The 21,318-nt window shown below is 60.8% G+C and carries 16 protein-coding genes and 1 pseudogene; 6 read left to right on the top strand and 11 right to left on the bottom strand.

The annotated features are described in order from the left end of the window. Positions 1-69 precede the first annotated feature (69 nt). Entirely contained in the window at positions 70-1,656 is a 1,587-nt protein-coding gene (locus tag PSH94_RS11420; protein WP_305437538.1) for a RimK family protein, read from the top strand. Between the two features lie 15 nt (positions 1,657-1,671). Here PSH94_RS11420 and map read toward each other — a convergent pair whose 3' ends face one another. Both map and PSH94_RS11430 read right to left on the bottom strand, forming a co-directional pair. After that, a complete protein-coding gene (gene map, locus PSH94_RS11425) occupies positions 1,672-2,433 on the bottom strand; it encodes a type I methionyl aminopeptidase (protein WP_305437539.1) in 762 nt (253 codons plus the stop codon). Then, positions 2,433-2,633, bottom strand: a complete 201-nt coding sequence (locus PSH94_RS11430; RefSeq protein ID WP_181077314.1) for a ParD-like family protein — start codon at positions 2,631-2,633, stop codon at positions 2,433-2,435. Before PSH94_RS11430 ends, map begins: the two co-directional genes overlap by 1 nt. 368 nt (positions 2,634-3,001) lie before the next feature. Here PSH94_RS11430 and PSH94_RS11435 point away from each other — a divergent pair, with 368 nt between their 5' ends. Further along, complete coding sequence (locus PSH94_RS11435) at positions 3,002-3,274, top strand: DUF1652 domain-containing protein (RefSeq protein ID WP_305437541.1); 273 nt, start codon at positions 3,002-3,004, stop codon at positions 3,272-3,274. A gap of 112 nt (positions 3,275-3,386) precedes the next feature. On the opposite strand, the gene PSH94_RS11440 is transcribed toward PSH94_RS11435, so the two are convergent. The 7 genes from PSH94_RS11440 to PSH94_RS11470 form a co-directional block, all read right to left on the bottom strand. Further along, the gene (locus PSH94_RS11440; protein WP_181077316.1) at positions 3,387-4,325 is read right to left on the bottom strand and encodes a carbohydrate kinase; all 939 of its coding nucleotides are present in this window, start codon (positions 4,323-4,325) and stop codon (positions 3,387-3,389) included. A gap of 12 nt (positions 4,326-4,337) precedes the next feature. After that, positions 4,338-5,819: a xylulokinase gene (xylB, locus tag PSH94_RS11445; protein WP_305437543.1), complete on the bottom strand. Its 1,482-nt coding sequence runs from the start codon at positions 5,817-5,819 to the stop codon at positions 4,338-4,340. A gap of 75 nt (positions 5,820-5,894) precedes the next feature. Next, positions 5,895-7,376: a mannitol dehydrogenase family protein gene (locus tag PSH94_RS11450; RefSeq protein WP_305437544.1), complete on the bottom strand. Its 1,482-nt coding sequence runs from the start codon at positions 7,374-7,376 to the stop codon at positions 5,895-5,897. Positions 7,377-7,394: 18 nt separating this feature from the next. Continuing rightward, positions 7,395-8,498: an ABC transporter ATP-binding protein gene (locus PSH94_RS11455; protein ID WP_253507069.1), complete on the bottom strand. Its 1,104-nt coding sequence runs from the start codon at positions 8,496-8,498 to the stop codon at positions 7,395-7,397. 22 nt (positions 8,499-8,520) lie between these two features. Next, positions 8,521-9,351 (bottom strand): carbohydrate ABC transporter permease, encoded by an 831-nt coding sequence (locus PSH94_RS11460; RefSeq protein ID WP_181077324.1) that lies wholly within the window; start codon positions 9,349-9,351, stop codon positions 8,521-8,523. A 10-nt stretch (positions 9,352-9,361) separates the two neighbouring features. Further along, entirely contained in the window at positions 9,362-10,252 is an 891-nt protein-coding gene (locus tag PSH94_RS11465; RefSeq protein WP_181077326.1) for a carbohydrate ABC transporter permease, read from the bottom strand. Between the two features lie 92 nt (positions 10,253-10,344). Further along, complete coding sequence (locus tag PSH94_RS11470; protein WP_370694772.1) at positions 10,345-11,616, bottom strand: sugar ABC transporter substrate-binding protein; 1,272 nt, start codon at positions 11,614-11,616, stop codon at positions 10,345-10,347. A 477-nt stretch (positions 11,617-12,093) separates the two neighbouring features. Between PSH94_RS11470 and PSH94_RS11475 the strand changes: the two are divergent. Next, positions 12,094-13,465: pseudogene (locus PSH94_RS11475) on the top strand (IS3 family transposase). A 245-nt stretch (positions 13,466-13,710) separates the two neighbouring features. Here the strand turns inward: PSH94_RS11475 and PSH94_RS11480 are convergent. After that, on the bottom strand, positions 13,711-14,616 hold the full coding sequence (locus PSH94_RS11480) for an AraC family transcriptional regulator (RefSeq protein WP_181077330.1): 906 nt from the start codon (positions 14,614-14,616) through the stop codon (positions 13,711-13,713). A 71-nt stretch (positions 14,617-14,687) separates the two neighbouring features. Beyond that, a complete protein-coding gene (locus PSH94_RS11485; RefSeq protein WP_305437546.1) occupies positions 14,688-15,977 on the bottom strand; it encodes a glycosyltransferase in 1,290 nt (429 codons plus the stop codon). 159 nt (positions 15,978-16,136) lie between these two features. Here PSH94_RS11485 and tpx point away from each other — a divergent pair, with 159 nt between their 5' ends. The 3 genes from tpx (at position 16,137) to PSH94_RS11500 (ending at position 21,258) form a co-directional block, all read left to right on the top strand. Next, positions 16,137-16,637 (top strand): thiol peroxidase, encoded by a 501-nt coding sequence (gene tpx / locus PSH94_RS11490; protein WP_305437548.1) that lies wholly within the window; start codon positions 16,137-16,139, stop codon positions 16,635-16,637. Between the two features lie 233 nt (positions 16,638-16,870). Then, positions 16,871-18,169, top strand: coding sequence for an MdtA/MuxA family multidrug efflux RND transporter periplasmic adaptor subunit (locus PSH94_RS11495; RefSeq protein WP_181077336.1), 1,299 nt, complete (start codon positions 16,871-16,873; stop codon positions 18,167-18,169). Beyond that, the gene (locus tag PSH94_RS11500) at positions 18,166-21,258 is read left to right on the top strand and encodes an MdtB/MuxB family multidrug efflux RND transporter permease subunit (protein WP_181077338.1); all 3,093 of its coding nucleotides are present in this window, start codon (positions 18,166-18,168) and stop codon (positions 21,256-21,258) included. The genes PSH94_RS11495 and PSH94_RS11500 overlap by 4 nt, the downstream gene beginning before the upstream one ends. The last annotated feature ends 60 nt before the right edge of the window (positions 21,259-21,318 follow it).

Here is a 21,318-nt window from a genome sequence, read left to right on the forward strand (position 1 = left end):
GAAACGGGACTTCTCAAAAAGATCGTGCTTAATAGAAAAGGTCCAGTTCTCTAAAGCGGATCAAATATTATGTCGGCGGTACACAGTCATTGGCGTGAAGTATCCGAGCAAAGCTGCGCGGCGACAATCACTTCCCCTCGTTATTTTGCACAAGTGCCTAAAGCCGCGAGTCAAGTCGTGATTATTGTGGAACGCAAGGAAGATTGGGCGTCTTACTTGCCCAGCGAAGAGATGATCACCGCCCAGGAATACCTGGAACAGACGCGCCCGAACGAGACGGGCAAGCGTGTACAGGTCATCAACCTGTGCCGCAGCTACAAGTATCTGGGGCATGGCTACTATTGTTCGCTGCTGGCCGAAGCGCGTGGGCACAAAGTGATTCCTTCCGTGCGTACCATCAGCGAACTGGCCAGAAAGTCACTGTATGGCTTGGCGTTGGATGATCTGGACAGAGTGCTCGATAAAACCCTGAGCCATCATCTTTACAGTAGTACCGAGGGTTTTACGCTGACGCTTTATTTCGGCCGAACGCCGATTGAGGCGTTACAGGAATTGGCCCGCCAGTTATTTGAAGCGTTCCCCTGTCCAATCCTCTTAGTTGAGTTCAAAAAGCACAACGGCTGGCATATCGTTGGGGTGAAGTCTGGTGTATTGCATAAGTTGCGCGACGATCAGGAAGATCATTTCGCCCATGCCCTCGACAACTTCAGCCGCAGGATTTGGCGCCAGCCGCGTTCGCGGCGCCTGGCCCGGTATGACCTGGCGATCCTGCACGATCCCCATGAACAGTTGCCGCCGTCCAACGCCCAAGCCCTGAACAACTTCATCCGAGTGGGCAGGGGCCTGGGCATCGACGTGGAACTGATCGAGCGCAAGGATTACGCGCGCCTGGCCGAATACGACGCCTTATTGATCCGCGAGACCACCAGCGTCGACAATCATACCTACCGCTTCGCCAAGAAAGCTGAAAGCGAAGGGCTGGTGGTGATGGACGATCCGACGTCGATCTTGCGCTGCACCAACAAGGTCTACCTTACCGACCTGCTCAACAGCCACCAATTGGGCATGCCCGCTACCGAGATTCTGTACAAGGAGCGACCGCAGGATTTTGAACGGGTCGGCGAACGCCTGGGGTTTCCGTTGGTGTTGAAGATCCCCGACGGCTGTTTTTCGCGCGGTGTCATCAAGGTCGAGAGCCAGGCCGCGCTGCTCAAGGCCACCGCTGAACTGTTCGAGCATTCGGTGCTGCTGCTGGCCCAGGAGTTTTTCTACACCGAGTACGACTGGCGTATCGGCGTGCTCAACCGCAAACCGATCTTTGCCTGCCAGTATTTTATGTCCAAGGGCCATTGGCAGATCTACAACCACAAGGCCATCGGCGCAGCGATCAACGGTGAATGCCGCACGCTGGCGGTACACGAAGCGCCCAAGGCGGTGGTGGACCTGGCGGTGAAGACCGCCAACCTGATCGGCGACGGTCTCTACGGTGTCGACCTCAAGCAGTCTGGCGACAAAGTCGTGGTGATCGAGGTGAACGACAACCCCAACCTGGACGCAGGCATCGAGGATGCCTATCTACAAGACGATCTCTACAGCCTGGTGCTGGAGGAGTTCGTGCGGCGTCTGGAGTTGAAACGCCAGGGCCAGGTCTGGTAACGAGCGTGCCACCGGTTATGGGATGGGCGATCGCTGGAGGGTCAGGACTTCGTAGCCGTCCGCTGTCACCGCCACGGTGTGTTCCCATTGGGCCGACAGGCTGTTGTCCCTGGTCACCACCGTCCAGCCATCCTTGAGACTGCGCACCTTGGCGCTGCCCTGGTTAAGCATCGGTTCGATGGTGAACACCATGCCTTCACGCAGCTCCAGCCCGGTGCCGGGGCGGCCGAAGTGCAGGATCTGCGGTTCTTCGTGCATTTGCCGGCCGATGCCATGGCCGCAGTATTCGCGCACCACGCTGTAGCCATTGGCCTGGGCATGGCTCTGAATGGCGTGACCGATATCGCCCAGGCGCGCACCGGGCTTGACCTGGCGGATACCGGCCCACATCGCCTCGAAGGTCGTCTCCACCAGGCGCCGGGCTTTGGGCGCGACAGTGCCGACCATGTACATCTTGCTGGCGTCGGCGATAAAGCCACCTTTTTCCAGGGTGATGTCGATGTTGATGATGTCACCGTCCTTGAGCACATCCCTGGCGCTGGGCATGCCATGACAGACCACCTCGTTGATCGAGGTGTTGATGCAGAACGGATAGTCGTACTGGCCGAGGCTGGCGGGGCGGGCCTGCAGGTCGTTGCGGATGAAGGCTTCGACGGCCGTGTCCAGCTCCAGGGTCGAGCAGCCGGCGGCGACGCAGCCGTCGAGCATATCGAACACCTGGGCCAGCAGCCGACCGGATTCACGCATCACTGCCAGTTGAGCGGCGGTCTTGATCATCAGCTGCGCCCCCGGATCAGCTCGGGTTTGTCCAGCAGCAGTTTGTTGATCAGGTCGTTGTAGGTCAGGGTGGGGTTCAGTTCGGCGAGCAGGCCGACCTTGATCCAGAACTCGGCCTGGGCGTTGATGGAGCGGTCCATCGTCGCGCTGGCCAGGCGTAATTGTTCGTGCAGTTGATCGGTGATCTTAACGATGCCCATGGGATTCACTGTGCGGTTGGATATACGCAGCGTATACGTTTCGTATATCAGCGTAAAGCCGCGCAGGAACGATCTACGCGCCGATGAATAGTTTCGATATGTTGCTAAAAGCCCCGGCGGACGACCGCTGCCGCTGGGTTAAACGTTTAATCGTGCCTATTCGCCGACGTTTTAAACGGCCCCAGGAAGTTCAAATTTTAGTTATATAAAACCCTGGCCTGCTTATGAGGAAAGGTTACAACGCGAAGCTGTTTTGCCAAGTACGCTTGCACAGTGATGGCGTCTTCCAAGGCCGGTAAGACGCCGCAGGCTTATACCTGGCATAACGACAACAATCTGTTGGCTATTGAAAAAAGGAGAGGTTGGCCATGTTTTCGGAACTTGAATTACGCAGCATTATTGAAGGAAGTTTCCTGCCCAGGCGGTGCGAGTGCACCAAAGCCGAAGACGCTTCGTTGACGATCAAGGTCTACGACGACAGCAACCGTGATCGGGTCGACCTGGAGGTCAAAGGGATCAAGGCGCAAGACCTCGTCAGCAGTCGAGCGATCTGCGAGTTGGTAATCGGGTTACGTAAGGACCTGGAAGAACTCCACCAGCCCACTTTGCAAAGAGCAGGCGCACGCGGCTATTACTACTAGGTCGGCGGGCGAGCGGGCAGCATGAAAACCTCGGGCCTGGATTAACTCCAGGCCCTCTACGTTGCAAATCCGTGGATCGCCGAACCCCGGATTCACAGTCGAATGCGGATGTTCAGCCCAACTGCTGGCGATACGGCAGGTCGGGGCCGGTCTTGGTGCAGGTCAGCGCGGATGCGCGAATGGCAAAGCCCAGCATGGCGTCGATCTGTGCGCGGCTCAGCTGTTGCAGGCCGTGCACCGAATCCAGGTGATGCTCGGTCAGCCAGGCAATCAATGCTGCCTGGAAGGTATCGCCGGCGCCCACAGTGTCGGCCATCACAATATCCAGCGCCGGTTGCGACCAGCTGCCATGCTGGCGACTGAACACAGTGGCCCCATCGCCGCCGCGGGTCAGGAACACCAACTGACAATGGTGCTGCAACCAGCCTTGCAGGACGCTTTCCGGCGATTGGCCGGGATAGAGCAGATGCAGGTCTTCGTCACTGACCTTGATCAGGTCGACATGCTTGACCAGTTCGGCGACGCGGTCGCGCCATAGTTGGATGTCCGGCTGGGGGTTGAGCCGTACATTGGGGTCGAGGCTGATCAGACGCTGGCCGCTTTCGCGCTTGACCAGGCTCAGCAGGGTGTCGCCGATCGGTTGCACCACCAGCGAGAATGACCCCACATGCAATCCACGCACATTGTCGCCCAGTTGTGGTAGATGGCTTGGTTGCAATTGCCGGTCGGCGCAGCCGTCGCCGCGAAAACTGTACTGCGGCGAGCCGTTGGCACCCACGGCGACCATCGCCAGGGTGGTCGGCGCGGCGAACTCCACCAGGTAATCCTCGCTGACGCCTTCGTCCCGCAGCACCTGCAGCAGGCGCCGACCGAGGAAATCGCTGGACAGCCCGCCGAACAGCCCTGCGTCGATGCCCAGGCGGCGCAGGCCCACGGCTACGTTGAACGGCGACCCACCGGCAATTGCCTTGTAATTGACCTTCGACGCCTTGCCGCTGGCATCTTCCTCGCTGAAGAAATCGAACAGCGCTTCGCCACACACCAGATACATAATCGCTCGCTCTTAAAGGGTTGCCACGAGTTGCTGATAGCGCTCGTAAGCCTGTTGATAGGCGCTGACATGGGCCGCCACCGGCACGGTACGGCTGGCCGGGTCGACGCTCACGCATCTGTCGCAGAGGCTGGCCAGGGATTCGCCGGTCTGGCTCCACGCCGCCTGGATGGCTGCGCCGAGGGCGGCGGCCTCGCTTTGTTCGGTGCAGACCACTTCGGTGTGCATGATATCCGCGACCATCTGACGCCACACCGGGCTTTTCGAGCCGCCGCCGATCAAGCGGATGCTCTGGCTTTGCAGGCCGGTCTGGCGCAGCAGGTCGAGCCCGTAGCGCAGGCCGAAGGTGGTGCCCTCGACCACCGCTCGGCACAGGTTGGCGCGGGTCAGGTTGGTCATGGTCAGGCCATGCAGGCTGCCGCTGGCGTGGGGCAGGGCGGGCACGCGTTCGCCGTTGAGAAACGGCAGCATGCTCACGCCGTCGGCGCCGATGGGCGCGCGTTCGACCAGGGCATTGAACGCCGGCAGGTCCAGCTCGAACAGCTCGCGGATCACGCCGGTGGCATTGGTCAGGTTCATGGTGCAGATCAACGGCAACCAGCCGCCGCTGGAAGAACAGAACGTCGCCACCGAAGCCTGCGGGCTGACGTTGGGCTGGTCGGCAAAGGCATACACGGTGCCGGACGAGCCCAGGCTCATGGTAATCACCCCCGGCGCAATATTACCGGTGCCGATGGCGCCCATCATATTGTCGCCGCCGCCGCTGGAGACCACGGCATGGGGGTTGATGCCCAACCGCTCGGCGATGGCCGGCAGGATCGTGCCGACGCTTTGATCGGCCTCGATCAACGGCGGCAGCGCCTGGTCCAGGCGGCCGCTCGGGTCGATGTGCCGAAGCAGCTCCACATCCCACTCACGGCGGCGCACATTGAAGTAACCGGTGCCCGACGCATCGCCATACTCGGCGACGGCGCGGCCGGTGAGCCAGTAGTTGAGGTAATCGTGGGGCAGCAGGATATGGGCGATGCGGGCGAAGAGTTCCGGGTGCTGCTCGCGCGTCCACAACAGTTTGGAGACGGTGTAGCCCGGTGCGATCGCCACGCCCAGGCGTTCCAGCGAACCACGCTCGCCGCCGAGGTGCGCCAGCAGGCGGTCATTCTCGGCGGTCGTCTCGGTGTCGCACCACAGCTTGGCGGGGCGCAGTACCTGGCCGTGCTCATCCAGCAGCACCAGGCCGTGCTGCTGGCCGGATACGCCAATGCCGAGGATGGCCTGGCCGTCGACACCGGCTTGTTGCAGGGCACGATGGGTGGCCGCAGTGAACGCATCCAGCCATTCCTGAGTGTGCTGTTCGCGACGGCCGTTGGCACCGCTGATCAGGGTATGGGGCGCAGCGCCAAGGCCCAGGACCTGGCCGCTGGACGCGTCGAGGACGATGGCTTTGGTGCCCTGGGTACCGCAATCGATGCCGAGGAACAGGTTTTGCTGGGTCATGAGGGTGTGCTCAGCATTATTGTTGGACGTTAAATGCTATCCCAATATGGGAGGGGGCTTGCCCATCCCACATTTCTAAGCCGGTTTCTTCAGTAACTGCTGCAGGGTTTTGGTCACGCCGTTATCACGCAAGCTGACAAAACACCGCTCAAACGCTGCCACAAACGCAGGCGAATTGGGAATAGCCGCGCCGAAAATCTCTTCCACCCCCAGCAGGCGCCGGCTGATCAGCGCATCGTCAGTCACCAGGCTCTGACAGAACGCCGCACGCGGATCGGGAATGTTGTAGCGCACGCCGTTCTCATCCACACCTTTGAGATACAGGGCCCAGGCGGCTACCACCAGGGCCGCGCGCTCGGTCTCGCGGCCATCGGCAATCAAGCGGTTGACGGTCGGCACGGTGAACTTGGGAAACTTCGACGAACCATCCGAACACACCCGTTCCAACTGGTCGGCGATGGCCTGGTTGGAGAAGCGATCGACCAGGGTCTGCTTGTACTCGGTCAGATCGATGCCTGGCACCGGCGCGAGATTCGGCGTGACGTCCAGGTCCATATAGGCGCGCATATAGGCCACGAATAACGGGTCGTTCATGGTTTCGTGGACAAACCGATAGCCCTTGAGAAAACCCAAATAGGTCAGGGCCAGGTGGCTGCCGTTGAGCAGGCCGATCTTCATTTCTTCGTAAGGCGTGACGTCGTCGGTGAACTGCACGCCGACTTTTTCCCAGGCCGGTCGGCCATTGACGAACTTGTCTTCCAGCACCCATTGCACAAACGGCTCGCACACCACCGGCCACGCATCGTCGATAGCGTGTTCGTCGTGCAGTTGCAGACGGTGCGCGGTGCTGGTCATCGGTGTGATGCGATCGACCATGGCGTTCGGGAAGCTTACGTTGGCCGCGATCCAGTCATGCAGTTCGGTATCGCGCAGGGCGGCGAAGGCCAGCAGCGCCTTGCGGGTGACGGCGCCGTTGTGCGGCAGGTTATCGCAGGACATCACGGTAAACGCCGGGATGCCGGCGGCACGCCGCTGGGTGAGTGCGGCGCAGATAAACCCGAACACGGTTTTCGGCGCGGCGGGATGCGCCAGGTCGTGCTGGATCTGCGGCAGATGGGCCATGAACTCGCCGTTGCTGTCGTCGATGCAGTAGCCGCCTTCGGTGATGGTCAGCGAGACGATGCGGATCGCGGGCTCGGCCAGTTTGTCGATCAGCGCCTGGGGGCTGTCTTCGGCCAGCAGCATGTCGCTGATCGAACCGATCACGCGCACTTCGGTGTCGTCGGTGTCGCCCAGCTCATACAGGGTGAACAGGTAATCCTGGCCGGCCAGGTCGTCGCGGGCCCTGCGGTCCTCGGCGCGCAGGCCGACGCCGCAGATGCTCCAGTCCAGGCCTTCGCCGGTGTTCATCAGCGCATCGGTGTAGTACGCCTGGTGCGCGCGATGAAAGCCGCCGACGCCGATATGGGCGATGCCCTGGGAGGTGCTGGCGATGGCGTAGGCCGGTACTCGGACTTCCGGCGCCAGCTGGGTGAGGTTCTGTTTATTCAGCTTCATAGCGTAATACTCGCGAAATCAGGCGGCGGCGCGCAGTGGGCGGGCCACGGCGTTGCCATCGGTATCGAACAGGTGGCAGTGCGTCGGGTCCAGGTGCAGTTGCAGCGTCTCGCCGTATTGGCTGGCCATATCGCCACGGATGCGCATGGTCAGCGGCTCGCCATTGGCGGTGATGACGTGACAGAACGTGTCACTGCCCAGGCGCTCGCCGACGTCGGCCGTCACCGTCAGGCTGGTTTGCCCCGGCGTGGCGATTTCCAGGTGTTCCGGCCGAATGCCCAGGGTCACCGCGCTGCCGACGCTCAGGCTGGCGCCGCTCAACGGCAGGGTCACCAGGGTGCCGGCGTCCAACTGCACATCACAGTCCTGACCACTCACCCGGCTGACCTTGCCCTTGAGAAACCCCATCTTCGGCGTGCCCAGAAACCCGGCCACAAACAGGTTGGCCGGCTGGTGATACAGCTCCAGCGGCGAGCCGACCTGTTCGATGCGGCCGCTGTTGAGCACCACGACTTTGTCCGCCAGGGTCATCGCTTCGACCTGGTCGTGGGTCACGTAGATCATGGTCGCTTGCAGCTCTTTATGCAGGCGCGCCAGCTCCAGGCGCATCTGCACGCGCAGGGCCGCGTCCAGGTTGGACAGCGGTTCGTCGAACAAAAAGATCTTGGGGTTGCGCACAATCGCCCGGCCGATGGCCACGCGCTGGCGCTGGCCGCCGGAGAGCTGCTTAGGCTTGCGCTCCAACAGCGGGCCCAGTTCGAGGATGCGCGCCGCTTCGCTGACCTTGCTGTCCACCAGCTTTTTATCGACGCCGGCCAGGTCGAGGGCAAACGACATGTTCTTGCGCACGCTCATGTGTGGGTACAGCGCATAGGTCTGGAACACCATGGCCAGGTCGCGCTTGGCCGGGGTTACTTCGGTGATGTCGCGCCCGTCCAGTTCGATGGTGCCGTCGCTGACTTCCTCCAGGCCGGCGATCAGGCGCAGCAGCGTGGATTTGCCGCAGCCCGACGGGCCGACGAAGACCACAAACTCCTTGTCGTTCACTTCCAGGTCGATGCCCTTGATGATCGAGAAGCCTTCGAAGCCTTTTTGCAGATTCTTGATTTTCAGGTTGGCCATGATGGGCCTCCGCTAGGAATTATTATTTAACCGCGCCGAAGGACAGGCCGCGCACCAGCTGTTTCTGGCTGATCCAGCCAAAGATCAGGATCGGCGCGCAGGCCAGGGTCGAGACGGCGGACAATTTGGCCCAGAACAAGCCTTCGGGGCTGGAGTAAGAGGCGATCAGGGCGGTCAATGGCGCAGCATTCGATGAGGTCAGGTTCAACGACCAGAACGCTTCGTTCCAGCACAGGATCAGCGACAGCAGCACGGTGGACGCCAGGCCGCCCTTGGCGATCGGCAGCAGCACGCGGACCATCTCCTGCCACAGGGTTGCGCCGTCCAGGCGCGCGGCTTCGAGGATGTCCTTGGGAATGTCTTTGAAGTAGGTGTACACCATCCATACTACGATCGGCAGGTTGATCAGGGTGTAGATCACGATCAGCGCCAGGCGCGTGTCCAACAGGCCGAAACTCTTGGCCAGCAGGTAGATCGGCATCAGCACGCCCACCGGTGGCAGCATCTTGGTGGACAGCATCCACAGCAACGTACGCTTGGTGCGCTGGGTTTCGTAGAACGCCATGGAGTAGGCCGCCGGCACCGAGATCAGCAGGCACAGCGCGGTGGCGCTGAAGGAAATCAACACCGAGTTCCACGCGTAGCTGAAGTAGTTGCTGCGCTCGTTGATGTGCAGGTAGTTCTCCAGGGTCGGCGTGAAGATGAACTGCGGCGGCGTGGCGAAGGCGTCGATTTCGGTCTTGAAGCTGGTGAGCACCATCCAGAAGATCGGGAAGAAAATCACGATCGCGATGGCCCAGGCCAGCGTGCCGAGCAGCAGGCTTTGCAGGCGACGGGATTGTTGAAGCGTCATGGCGCGGCCCTCAAGGCTTGTCAGTCAGGTTTTTGCCGATCATCCGCACCAGGATGATCGCCGCGATATTGGCGATGACCACGGCGATCAAGCCGCCGGCCGAGGCCATGCCCACGTCGAACTGCACCAGCGCCTGGTTGTAGATCAGGTAGGCGAGGTTGGTCGAGGCGTAGCCCGGACCACCGTTGGTGGTGGTGAAGATTTCAGCGAACACCGAGAGCAGGAAAATGGTCTCGATCATCACCACCACGGCAATCGGACGCGCCAGGTGCGGCAGGGTGAGGTGCCAGAAAATCGCGATGGCGCCGGCACCGTCCAGGCGCGCGGCTTCCTTTTGTTCCTGATCGAGGGACTGCATGGCGGTCATCAGCAGCAGGATCGCGAAGGGCAGCCATTGCCACGACACAATGATGATGATCGACAGCAGCGGGTAATGCGCCAGCCAGTCCACCGGCTCGGCGCCGAACAGTTTCCACACGGCGGCGAGCACCCCCGACACCGGGTGGAAAATCAGGTTTTTCCAGATCAGCGCGCCGACCGTGGGCATGATGAAAAACGGTGAAATCAGCAGCACCCGCACCAGGCCGCGACCGAAGAACTCACTGGCCTCCAGCAGCGCACTGATCAACACGCCGAACACCACGCTGATCAACAGCACGCTGCCGACCAGCAACAACGTGTTGGTGGCGCCGGGCAGGAAGCCTGAGTCGGTGATGAAATAGGTGAAGTTTTCCAGCCCGACGAATTCGTTCTCGCCGGGGTAGAGCAGGTTGTAGCGGATCAGCGAAAAGTACAGGGTCATGCCCAGCGGCACGATCATCCACAGCAGCAAGAGGGCCACCGAGGGGCTGACGAGAAACCAGCCGGGGTTGGCCAGGCGGTTTTTGGCAGGTGTTTTCATGGTAATCAAGGCCAGTGCGGAGCAAGGATCGGAGTGCGGTCAATGCAGGAGGGGCAAGCCCCCTCCCACAGTTGACTGTGGTGAGGCTCGGGTTATTTGGGGTAACCGGCCCGCTTCATTTCCCGCTCGGTGGTGGTCTGCGCCGCAGTCAATGCTGCATCAACCGTCTGCTGACCGGTCAGCGCACCGGAGAAGAACTTACCGACCTGAGTGCCGATCGCCTGGAACTCGGGAATGGTCACCAACTGGATCCCGATATACGGCACCGGCTTGAGCGTCGGCTTGGTCGGATCGGCGACTTTCAACGATTCCAGCGTGACCTTGGCGAACGGCGCAGCCTTCATGTACTCATCGCTGTAGGTCGACTTGCGCGTACCTGGCGGTACGTTGGCAATGCCGTCGGTCTTGGCCACCAACTGGCTGTATTCCTTGGATGTCGCCCAACTGGTGAACACCTTGGCGGCGTCTTTGGCCTTGGAACTGGTCGGGATCGCCAGGCTCCAGGAGTACAGCCACGAGGTGCCCTTATCGGTGGTTTCATGGGGCGCGAAAGTGAAGCCGACGTGCTCGGACACTTTGCTTTGGCTCTTGTCGGTGACGAACGAGCCGGCGACGCTGGCATCCACCCAGATCGCACACTTGCCGCTGTTGAACAGCGCCAGGTTTTCGTTGAAACCGTTGCTGGAAGCCCCTGGCGGGCCGGATTTCTTCATGTTGTCGACGTAGAAGTTCAGCGCGTTTTTCCATTCCGGGCCATTGAATTCAGGCTGCCATTTTTCATCGAACCAGCGCGCACCGTAGCCATTGGCCAGGGTGGTGATCAGTGCCATGTTCTCGCCCCAACCGGCTTTGCCGCGCAGGCACAGGCCGTATTGCTCTTTGCTCTTGTCGGTGAGTTTGCCGGCGAATTCGCCGATCTGGCTCCAGGTCGGGTGCTCGGGCATGGTCAGCCCGGCGTCCTTGAACAGGTCGGTGCGGTAGTAGGTGATCGAGCTTTCGGCGTAGAACGGCAGGGCATACAGCGAACCCTTGACGGACAAACCGTCACGCACCGAAGGGAACACATCGTCCAGGTCGTAGGACGCCGGCAAGTCCTTCATCGGCTCCAGCCAGCCCTTGGCGCCCCAGAGTGCGGCTTCGTACATGCCGATGGTCAACACATCGAACTGCCCGCCCTGGGTGGCAATGTCGGTAGTCAGACGCTGGCGCAGCACGTTTTCTTCGAGCACCACCCAGTTCAGCTTGATTTCCGGATGCTCGGCTTCGAACGTTTTCGAGAGCTTCTGCATGCGGATCATGTCGCTGTTATTGACGGTGGCAATGGTCAGGGTCTGCGCGCCGAAGCTGACGGCGCTGAGGGTCATGCAGGTGGAGACAAGCAGTGCTTTTGCTGTGAACTTCATCGCGCACTCCATTTCCGCGCCCTGGGGGCTGCAGAAGGACAGTTATTGTTGTTGTGTCTTCCTACAGGGAGTCAGGAAGAGTGTGCGTTGATTACAGCCTTCAATTGGCGGTGTGACAAATCCTTGGGAACACTGGGACTGATACTTTTTTGCACTCAGCATGATCGTTCCCACGCTCCGCGTGGTAATGCCGCCCGTGACGCTCTGCGTCCCTGGTGACGCAGAGCGTCACGGTATGCATGCCCACGCGGGGTGAACGATCTGTGTCGTGTTTGATCGTTCCCACGCTCTGCGTGGTAACGCCTCCTGGGACGCTCCGCGTCCCGCCCAGCGCCGCAAGCTCAGGCTACCGCGCACAGGCGACGCGGAGCGTCACGGGCTGCATTCCCACGCGGGTGAACTGACCCCCAAAGGTTGGACACAACCTTTGGGGGCGTCATGGGTAAGTACACAGAGCAAGCAAAACTCGCAGCCGTGCAGGACTATTGTTCCGGTAGCGCGGGTTTGAGGGATGTTGCACACCGTCACAATGTGGACTTTTCATCCCTTCGTCAGTGGGTCGCGGCCTATCAAGTGCATGGCGTTGCTGGGCTTAAAGAGAAAAAGCTGCAGCGCTATAGCAACGACTTCAAACTGTCTGTTTTGAACCGTATGCGTGAGGAACAGCTGTCCTATCGGCAGACGGCGGCCTTGTTCGACATCCGTAAGTTCGACATCATCGGCCTCTGGGAACGCCGCTTTGATGAGGGCGGTTTTGATGCCCTTACCAAGCAGCCTAATAGAGCCGGACGTCCGAAAAAAATGCCGACCACCATTCCTCCTGTTCAACCCAGCTCAACCGATGACGAATCACGCTCACGCGATGATTTGCTTGCCGAGGTGAAGCAGTTGCGGATGGAAAACGACTACCTAAAAAAGCTCGATGCCTTGGTTCAGGAGAAGAAACGAATAGCGCAGCAGAAAAAGCGCAAATCGTAATAGGACTGAGGCCGCTGCATTCTCTCGAAAGCCTGCTGAAATTTGCCGGTTTGGCACGCAGCACCTTTTACTATCAGCAAAAGGCGCTGCAAGCGGCTGATAAGTACGCAGAGCTGAAAGACAAGATTCGCTCGACGTTCGACGAGCACAAGGGCCGGTATGGCTATCGCCGCATAACGGCTGCTGTACGGAGCGCTGGTCATCTCGTCAATCACAAGACTGTTCAGCGACTGATGGCGCAGCTTCAGCTCAAGAGCTTGGTGCGGGTGAAGAAATACCGGGCCTACAAGGGAGAGGTAGGCAAGGCAGCGCCTAATCTTTTGAAGCGTGAGTTCGAAGCTCCGTCACCCAATCAAAAGTGGGTAACCGACGTTACAGAGTTCAAAGTTGGAGGTCAGAAGCTTTATCTGTCTCCCGTTTTGGATCTGTACAACGGCGAAATCATTTCCTACGAGGTTGCCAGAAGACCGTTGTTCGATATGGTCGGGAAGATGCTCAAAGGTGCATTCAAGCGGCTTCAGCCGCATGAAAAACCGGTTTTGCACTCAGACCAGGGCTGGCAGTATCGAATGCCCATTTACCTGCGGGCTCTCAAAAAATGCTCCGTTACGCCGAGCATGTCGCGCAAGGGTAACTGCTATGACAACGCGGCCATGGAGAGTTTCTTCGGCACACTGAAGTCCGAATTTTTTATCTGAAAAAATTTAACGACCTGGATGAGCTTCACGCAGGCATCGACGAGTACATCCAGTATTACAATCACTCGCGTATCAGACTGAAGCTAAACGGCCTGAGTCCTGTTGAATACAGAATTCAGGCCGCTCAGGCATAGATAGAAAATCGTCCAACTTTGTGGGGTCAGTTCAGGGAGCGTGGGAACGATTTGTGCCGTGTTTGATCGTTCCCACGCTCTGCGTGGTAACGCCTCCTGGGACGCTCCGCGTCCCGCCAAGCGCCGCCAGCTCAGGCTACTGCGCGCAGGCGACGCGGAGCGTCACGGGCTGCATTCCCACGCGGGAGCGTGGGAACGATCAGTGCAGTACTTAACCTTTAATATCAGCCAGTGAACGGTCACCCTCAGGCCAGGTTCTGCTCGGTCAAGCGTTGCACCGCCAGTCGCCGGTAATGGGACGGGGTCATGCCCTTGAGCTGTTGAAAGCGTCGGTTGAAGTTGGAGATGTTATTGAAGCCCGACTCAAAGCACACATCCGTCACGGCCTTATCGCCATCGGCCAGCAGCTCGCAGGACTTGCTGATGCGCAGCCGATTGACGAATTCGATAAACGTACGCCCGGTGGCCTGTTTGAACACGCGGGAGAAGTAGGTGGGTTTCATGCCCAGGTGCTCGGCGACTTCTTCGAGCGGCAACTCCCGTGCGTAGTGGGCGAAAATGTAGTCCACCGCGCGGTTGGTGCGGTCGATGCTGTGTTCGTCGGCCGTTTGCGGTGCGGTAACGCCGGACAGCAGTTGGTAGTCGTCACACGCGCTCAATACGTCCAACAGGATAAAGAAATGCCCCAGGCGCGCCATGCCCTGGGCGTCCTCGATGCGCTGCATCAAGGCCATGGCCTGGGCGATGGTGTGCTTGCAGCGAAACTCAATACCCGACTGCGCGCGCTCCAGCAGCGGCGCGAGGTTTTTGAGTTCGGCGAAAATATGGCTGCCCTGTTCAAGCAGTTCATCGGTGAAGTTCACCAGCATGTCGCGCTTGGGCACCACTTCGTCTTCCTCCACCTGGCTGATCCAGTTGTGGGGCAGGTTGGGGCCGGTGAGGAAAAGGCTCTCGGGGTAGAAGTTGCCGATATAGTCGCCGATAAACACTTTGCCGGAGCTGGCGACGATCAGGTGCAGTTCGTATTCCTTGTGGAAATGCCAGCGCACCAGCGGGCAGGGGAAACCATGCTGGCGATAAATGATGGACAGACCGTTGTGATCGTCCATCAGCTCGTAGGAAGGGTCGGTGATGCGCGTTGCTCGGGTCATGCTGCCGTCGCTTTATTGTGGTCGCTGCGTAGGATAATGCCCCTTGTGCACCACGTCGCCAACGTCTGTGTTTACACGTTGCGGTTTTTCGCCTCGATCCACTGTGCCATGTACTGAGTACTTTTATGCGCGTGGTGGCGCAGCATGCTGCCGGTGAAGTTGTCGCGGCGATGGGCCGCGAGGTGGTGGCGGCATTGTTGCAGGCATTCGATCAGTGCCGGGCCATGGACCGCCTGATCGTAACGGCGGGCAATCAGGTTGCGGCCGTCGTTCTGCGCCCGATTCCAGCGCCCGCGGTCTTGATACAGGGCTACGGCAGCGATGGCCAGTGCATTGGCATCTGTGGCGATGGCTCCCGGCCATGGTTGCTCGTCGCCCATGGCTTCGGCGCCGATCGGCGTGGTCACATTTGGCGTGCCACACAGCATGGCATCGACCAGCTTGCCCTTGATGCCCGCGCCAAAGCGCAGCGGCGCCAGGCAAATGCGCGCAGCGCTCATGACTTGCAGCGCATCTTCAGCCCAGTTCATGACATGAAAGCCCTGTGCCGGGTTGTGCAGGGCAGTGGCCTTGGGCGGGGTGTAGGAGCCATAAATATGTAACTGGGCGCCCGGCAGTTGCTGACGGATCAGCGGCCACACGCTGTTCTTCATCCATAGCACCGCGTCCCAGTTGGGGGCGTGGCGAAAGTTACCGATGCTGAGAAAGTGCGCGCGGTCTTCAAACGGCGTGAACGGCTCGCTCGGCGGCTCGAGCATCAGCGGGCACCAGTGGAGCAGGGTGGCCGGCACCTTGAACTGCTCGGTGAGCAGGCGGATTTCCACGTCGGAGATCATCAGGCTGATGTCGCATCGGTAGATCGCGGCAATTTCGCGCTTGGCCAGGTCGGTGTCGGCCATGTGCTGGAACTCCTCGGCGAGGGCCGGGGCGAACAGGTCGGCAAAGTCATCGCTGTCGGGCTCGGCCTTGAGGCGCGCTTTCAGGCGCTGATGGCGAGCGTCGCGCAGGCTCTGCAGGTCGGATGTCTCGAGCACGCGCAGGGCGTTCGGGCAGTGCTTTTCGACGCGCCAGCCGAACTGCTCCTCCATCATGAAACGGTCGAACAGCACGATATCCGGGGCCAGTTCGCGGACAAAGTCATCGAAACTGCTGTTATTGAGCTCGATGGCGCATTCGGCGATGCCCAGCGCCGACAGGTCGGCCTTGTGCTCGCCGAGTGCGGCGGGGCTGCTGAAGGTGATGTCCCAACCTTGCGTCAGAAAAGTTTCGAGGATCTGCATCATATGCCCGCCCGCAGCCGAGGAGCGCGGCTCCGGCCAGACGTAACCAATGACCAGGACTCGGGTAGCAGGCGACTTCATCGACAACGGTTTCCTTGCAGGGCAGGGCGAAAGGCGCGCAATTAAACCACAACCGACGACATGACAATTTGTGTCCGGCGGTAGGTGGTCACCGTACTTTGTGGTTAACTTCGGCCTCTCGAATTCGTTTAACCCAAACTCAGCATAAGGATTCTGTTCATGGCTCAAGTCACCCTCAAAGGCAACCCCGTCCAGGTTGAAGGCGAACTGCCGCACGTTGGCGCCAAGGCCCACGACTTCACCCTGACCGCCGGCGATCTGTCGGACGCAACCCTGGCGACCTTTGCCGGCAAGCGCAAAGTGCTGAACATCTTCCCAAGCGTCGACACCCCGACCTGCGCCACTTCGGTGCGCAAGTTCAACGCCCAGGCGAATGAACTGAACAACGCCGTGGTACTGTGCATCTCCACCGACCTGCCATTTGCCCAGGCGCGCTTCTGCGGCGCCGAAGGCCTGGAAAACGTCAAGAGCCTGTCGGATTTCCGTGATTCGGATTTCGCGGTTGATTACGGCGTGTCCATTGCTGACGGCCCGCTCAAAGGCCTGACCGCCCGCGCGGTCGTCGTGCTGGACGAGAACGACACCGTGCTGCACAGCGAGCTGGTAGCGGAAATCGGCCAGGAGCCGAACTACGAAGCAGCCCTGGCTGTTTTGAAGTAACTGTTTCGGCGCATTGCTGTCGCTTGGCGGTAACACGCTTGATACATGATTGCGGCCTGGCCTAGTCCAGGCCGTTTTTATTTGCGCTTCAGGTGCTTAGCTCAAATAGCCGATGAACTGAGCTGCTGAAGTCAGACGTTGTAAGCCCAAGGTAAATAGCCGGTAAAGGCGCTTTTCTAAATGCGCCCCAGTGCTTATCTTTCAGCCTCCCAAAGAAGAAGCTCTCGCGCCCAATGGTTGACCACTCAATGCAATCCTCCCCCCGTCGTTCCCGTCGCTGGCTGTTCGGCCTGCTCGTGTTGCTGGTTATCGCCGGCCTGTGCTGGAAATTCTGGCCAGGCGGCGCGGCCCATAAAGACGCACCCGCCGGGCACACCGGCAAAACCGGCATGGCGCGCCCGGGCTTCGGCGGCTCTACCGGCCCGGTGCCGGTGCGCGTGGCGCCGGCGGTGTTGGGGGAATTCCCGGTGTACTACAAGGCGCTGGGCACGGTCACGGCGCTCAACACCATCAACGTGCGCAGCCGCGTGGGCGGGGAGTTGGTAAAAATAGCCTTTGAAGAAGGGCAGATGGTCAAGGCCGGCGACCTGCTCGCCGAGATCGACCCGCGCAGCTACCAGAACGCATTGCTCCAGGCCCAGGGCACGTTGTTGCAGAACCAGGCCCAGTTGAAGAACGCCCAGGTCGACGTGCAGCGCTATCGCGACCTGTATGCCCAGGACAGCATCGCCAAACAGACCCTGGACACCGCCGAAGCGCTGGTCCTGCAATACCAGGGCACGGTCAAGACCAACCAGGGTGCGGTGGATGACGCCAAGCTCAACCTCGAATTCACCAGGATCCGCGCGCCCATCAGTGGCCGCGTAGGCCTGCGACAGCTTGACGTGGGCAACCTGGTAGCGGCCAACGACACCACCGCGCTGGCTGTGATCACCCAGACCCAGCCGATCAGCGTGGCCTTCACCCTGCCGGAAAATACCCTGGACACGGTCCTGGCCCGTTACCACGCCGGCAATAAGCTGCCCGTGGAAGCCTGGGACCGTGGCGACGCGAAGATTCAGGCCACCGGCGTGCTGCAAAGCCTGGATAACCAGATCGATGTCACCACCGGCACCCTGAAATTCAAGGCACGCTTCGATAACAAGGACCAGGCGCTGTTCCCCAACCAGTTCGTGAATGTGCACCTGCTGGCCGACACCTTGCACAACGTGGTACTGGCCCCCTCGGCGGCCATTCAGTTCGGCAACAACGGCACCTTCGTCTACAAGCTTGATGGCGACAAGAAGGTCAAGGTCCAGCCGCTGGTAGTGGGCGACACCGACGGCGACAACACCGTGATCAAGCAAGGCCTGGTCGCCGGCGACCGGGTGGTGCTGGAAGGCACCGACCGCCTCAAGGATGGCAGTGAGGTCGAAGTGGTCAATGACAGCAGCGAAGTACCGACCACGCCAACTCAACACCTGCAGGGCAAGCCCGCGGCCAAAGGGGAGACCGGCGACACCGCCGGCAAGGCGCAAAAGGTCGGTTCATGAACCTGTCGCGGCTGTTTATCCTTCGCCCGGTCGCGACCACTCTGAGCATGCTGGCCATTGTCCTGGCCGGCATCATCGCGTACCGCTTGCTGCCCGTGTCGGCCTTGCCGCAGGTGGATTACCCGACCATCCGCGTGATGACCTTGTACCCCGGCGCCAGCCCTGATGTGATGACCAGCGCGGTCACCGCCCCCCTGGAACGCCAGTTCGGGCAGATGCCCGGCCTGACCCAGATGGCTTCCACCAGCTCCGGCGGCGCCTCGGTGCTGACCCTGCGCTTCAACCTCGACATCAATATGGACGTGGCCGAGCAACAGGTGCAGGCCGCGATCAACGCCGCCACCAACCTGCTGCCCAAGGACTTGCCGGCGCCGCCGGTGTACAACAAGGTCAACCCGGCGGACACCCCGGTGCTGACCCTGGCGATCACCTCCAAGACCATGCTGCTGCCCAAGCTCAATGACCTGGTCGATACGCGCATGGCGCAGAAAATCGCGCAGATCAGCGGCGTCGGCATGGTCAGCATCGCCGGCGGCCAGCGCCAGGCGGTGCGCATCAAGGTCAACCCCGAAGCCCTGGCGGCCAACGGCTTGAACCTGTCGGACGTGCGCACCTTGATCGCGGCGTCCAACGTCAACCAGCCCAAAGGCAACTTCGATGGCCCTACGCGGGTCTCGATGCTCGATGCCAACGACCAGTTGGTCTCGCCCCAGCAATACGCCGAACTGATCCTGGCCTACAACAACGGCGCGCCGCTGCGTCTTAAGGACGTCGCGCAGATTGTCGACGGCGCCGAGAACGAACGCCTGGCCGCCTGGGCCAACCTGAACCAGGCCGTGCTGCTCAATATCCAGCGCCAGCCGGGCGCCAACGTGATCGAGGTGGTCGACCGTATCAAGGCACTGCTGCCGAGCATTACCGACAACCTGCCGGCCGGCCTGGAAGTCACCGTGCTTACCGACCGCACCCAGACCATCCGCGCATCGGTCAAGGACGTGCAGCACGAGCTGCTGATCGCCATTGCCCTGGTGGTGATGGTGACATTCCTGTTTCTGCGCCGGTTCAGCGCCACGATCATTCCGTCCATAGCGGTGCCGCTGTCGTTGGTCGGTACGTTTGGCGTGATGTACCTGGCCGGGTTTTCCATCAACAACCTGACGCTGATGGCCCTGACCATCGCCACCGGCTTTGTGGTGGACGATGCCATCGTGATGCTGGAAAACATTTCCCGCTATATCGAAGAGGGCGAAACGCCGCTGGCTGCCGCGCTCAAGGGCGCCAAGCAGATCGGTTTCACCCTGATTTCCCTGACGCTGTCGTTGATTGCGGTGCTGATCCCGCTGCTGTTCATGGCCGATGTGGTCGGGCGGTTGTTCCGCGAATTCGCCATCACCCTGGCGGTGGCGATCCTGATTTCCCTGGTGGTGTCCCTGACCCTGACGCCGATGATGTGCGCGCGTCTGCTCAAACGTGAGCCCAAGGAAGAAGAACAGGGCCGTTTCTATAAAGCCAGTGGCGCCTGGATCGACTGGTTGATCGAAGGCTACGGGCGCAAGTTGCAATGGGTGCTCAAGCACCAACCGCTGACCCTGCTGGTGGCCATCGCCACCCTCGGCCTGACCGTGGTGCTGTACCTGGTGGTGCCCAAGGGCTTTTTTCCGGTGCAGGACACCGGCGTGATCCAGGGTATTTCCGAAGCGCCGCAGTCGATCTCCTTTGCGGCGATGAGCCAGCGCCAGCAGGAGTTGGCCAAGATCATCCTCGCCGACCCGGCGGTGCAAAGCCTGTCGTCCTATATCGGTGTGGACGGTGACAACGCCACCCTCAACAGCGGCCGTCTGCTGATCAACCTCAAGGCCCATGGCCAGCGCGACCTCAGCGCTGCCCAGGTGATTACCCGCCTGCAGCCGCAGATCGACCAGTTGGTGGGCATTCGCCTGTTTATGCAGCCGGTGCAGGACCTGACCATTGAAGACCGCGTGAGCCGCACCCAGTACCAGTTCAGCATGTCGTCGCCGGACGCCGAGCTGCTGGCGCTGTGGAGCGACAAGCTGGTGCACGCCCTCAGCCAGTTGCCGGAACTCACCGACGTGGCCAGCGACCTGCAGGACAAAGGCCTGCAGGTGTACCTGGTGATCGACCGCGATGCGGCCTCGCGCCTGGGCGTCAGCGTTTCGACCATCACCGACGCGCTGTACGACGCCTTCGGCCAGCGGCAGATCTCGACCATCTACACCCAGGCCAGCCAGTACCGCGTGGTGCTGCAGGCCCAGTCCGGCGAAACCCTCGGCCCGGACGCGCTGAACCAGATCTACGTAAAAACCACCGACGGCGGCCAGGTGCGCCTGTCGAGCCTGGCCAAGGTGGAGCAGCGCCAGGCCCAGTTGGCCGTGGCGCACATCGGCCAGTTCCCGGCGGTGATGATGTCATTCAACCTGGCGCCCGGCGTGGCGCTGGGCAAGGGCGTGGAGCTGATCAACCAGACGCAGAAAGACATCGGCATGCCGGTGGGCGTGCAGACCCAGTTCCAGGGCGCGGCCCAGGCGTTCGAAGCCTCGCTGTCGAGTACCTTGCTGCTGATCCTGGCGGCGGTGGTCACCATGTACATCGTGCTGGGCGTGCTCTACGAGAGCTATATCCATCCGATCACCATCCTGTCCACCTTGCCCTCGGCGGCGGTGGGGGCTTTGCTGGCGTTGCTGCTCAGTGGTAATGACCTGGGCATGATCGCGATCATCGGCATCATCCTGCTGATCGGTATCGTCAAAAAGAACGCGATCATGATGATCGACTTCGCCCTCGACGCCGAACGCAACCAGGGCCTCGACCCGCAGACCGCGATTTATCAGGCCGCGCTGCTGCGTTTCCGACCGATCCTGATGACCACCCTGGCCGCGCTGTTCGGCGCCGTGCCGTTGATGCTGGCCAGCGGTTCCGGTGCGGAGCTGCGCCAGCCCCTGGGCCTGGTGATGGTCGGCGGGCTGCTGGTGAGCCAGGTGTTGACGCTGTTCACCACGCCGGTGATCTACCTGTATTTCGATCGGTTGGGACGCCGCTGGCGCAAGACCGACATTGAGGACGTGGTGTGATGGGCGTGGCGAAAGCAGTGGCAAGCGGCAAGCGGCACGCTGCAAGGGAACGGCAGGGGC

It is taken from the genome of Pseudomonas sp. FP2254 (genome assembly GCF_030687695.1).
In the GTDB taxonomy this organism is placed as follows: Bacteria; Pseudomonadota; Gammaproteobacteria; order Pseudomonadales; family Pseudomonadaceae; genus Aquipseudomonas; species Aquipseudomonas quebecensis.

Bases quoted from the DNA above. Each gene is read 5' to 3' on its own strand.
- PSH94_RS11420 (WP_305437538.1), top strand. From the start codon at position 70: ATGTCGGCGGTACACAGTCATTGGCGTGAAGTATCCGAGCAAAGCTGC.
- map (WP_305437539.1), bottom strand. From the start codon at position 2,433: ATGATCAAGACCGCCGCTCAACTGGCAGTGATGCGTGAATCCGGTCGG.
- PSH94_RS11430 (WP_181077314.1), bottom strand. From the start codon at position 2,633: ATGGGCATCGTTAAGATCACCGATCAACTGCACGAACAATTACGCCTG.
- PSH94_RS11435 (WP_305437541.1), top strand. From the start codon at position 3,002: ATGTTTTCGGAACTTGAATTACGCAGCATTATTGAAGGAAGTTTCCTG.
- PSH94_RS11440 (WP_181077316.1), bottom strand. From the start codon at position 4,325: ATGTATCTGGTGTGTGGCGAAGCGCTGTTCGATTTCTTCAGCGAGGAA.
- xylB (WP_305437543.1), bottom strand. From the start codon at position 5,819: ATGACCCAGCAAAACCTGTTCCTCGGCATCGATTGCGGTACCCAGGGC.
- PSH94_RS11450 (WP_305437544.1), bottom strand. From the start codon at position 7,376: ATGAAGCTGAATAAACAGAACCTCACCCAGCTGGCGCCGGAAGTCCGA.
- PSH94_RS11455 (WP_253507069.1), bottom strand. From the start codon at position 8,498: ATGGCCAACCTGAAAATCAAGAATCTGCAAAAAGGCTTCGAAGGCTTC.
- PSH94_RS11460 (WP_181077324.1), bottom strand. From the start codon at position 9,351: ATGACGCTTCAACAATCCCGTCGCCTGCAAAGCCTGCTGCTCGGCACG.
- PSH94_RS11465 (WP_181077326.1), bottom strand. From the start codon at position 10,252: ATGAAAACACCTGCCAAAAACCGCCTGGCCAACCCCGGCTGGTTTCTC.
- PSH94_RS11470 (WP_370694772.1), bottom strand. From the start codon at position 11,616: ATGACCCTCAGCGCCGTCAGCTTCGGCGCGCAGACCCTGACCATTGCC.
- PSH94_RS11480 (WP_181077330.1), bottom strand. From the start codon at position 14,616: ATGACCCGAGCAACGCGCATCACCGACCCTTCCTACGAGCTGATGGAC.
- PSH94_RS11485 (WP_305437546.1), bottom strand. From the start codon at position 15,977: ATGAAGTCGCCTGCTACCCGAGTCCTGGTCATTGGTTACGTCTGGCCG.
- tpx (WP_305437548.1), top strand. From the start codon at position 16,137: ATGGCTCAAGTCACCCTCAAAGGCAACCCCGTCCAGGTTGAAGGCGAA.
- PSH94_RS11495 (WP_181077336.1), top strand. From the start codon at position 16,871: ATGGTTGACCACTCAATGCAATCCTCCCCCCGTCGTTCCCGTCGCTGG.
- PSH94_RS11500 (WP_181077338.1), top strand. From the start codon at position 18,166: ATGAACCTGTCGCGGCTGTTTATCCTTCGCCCGGTCGCGACCACTCTG.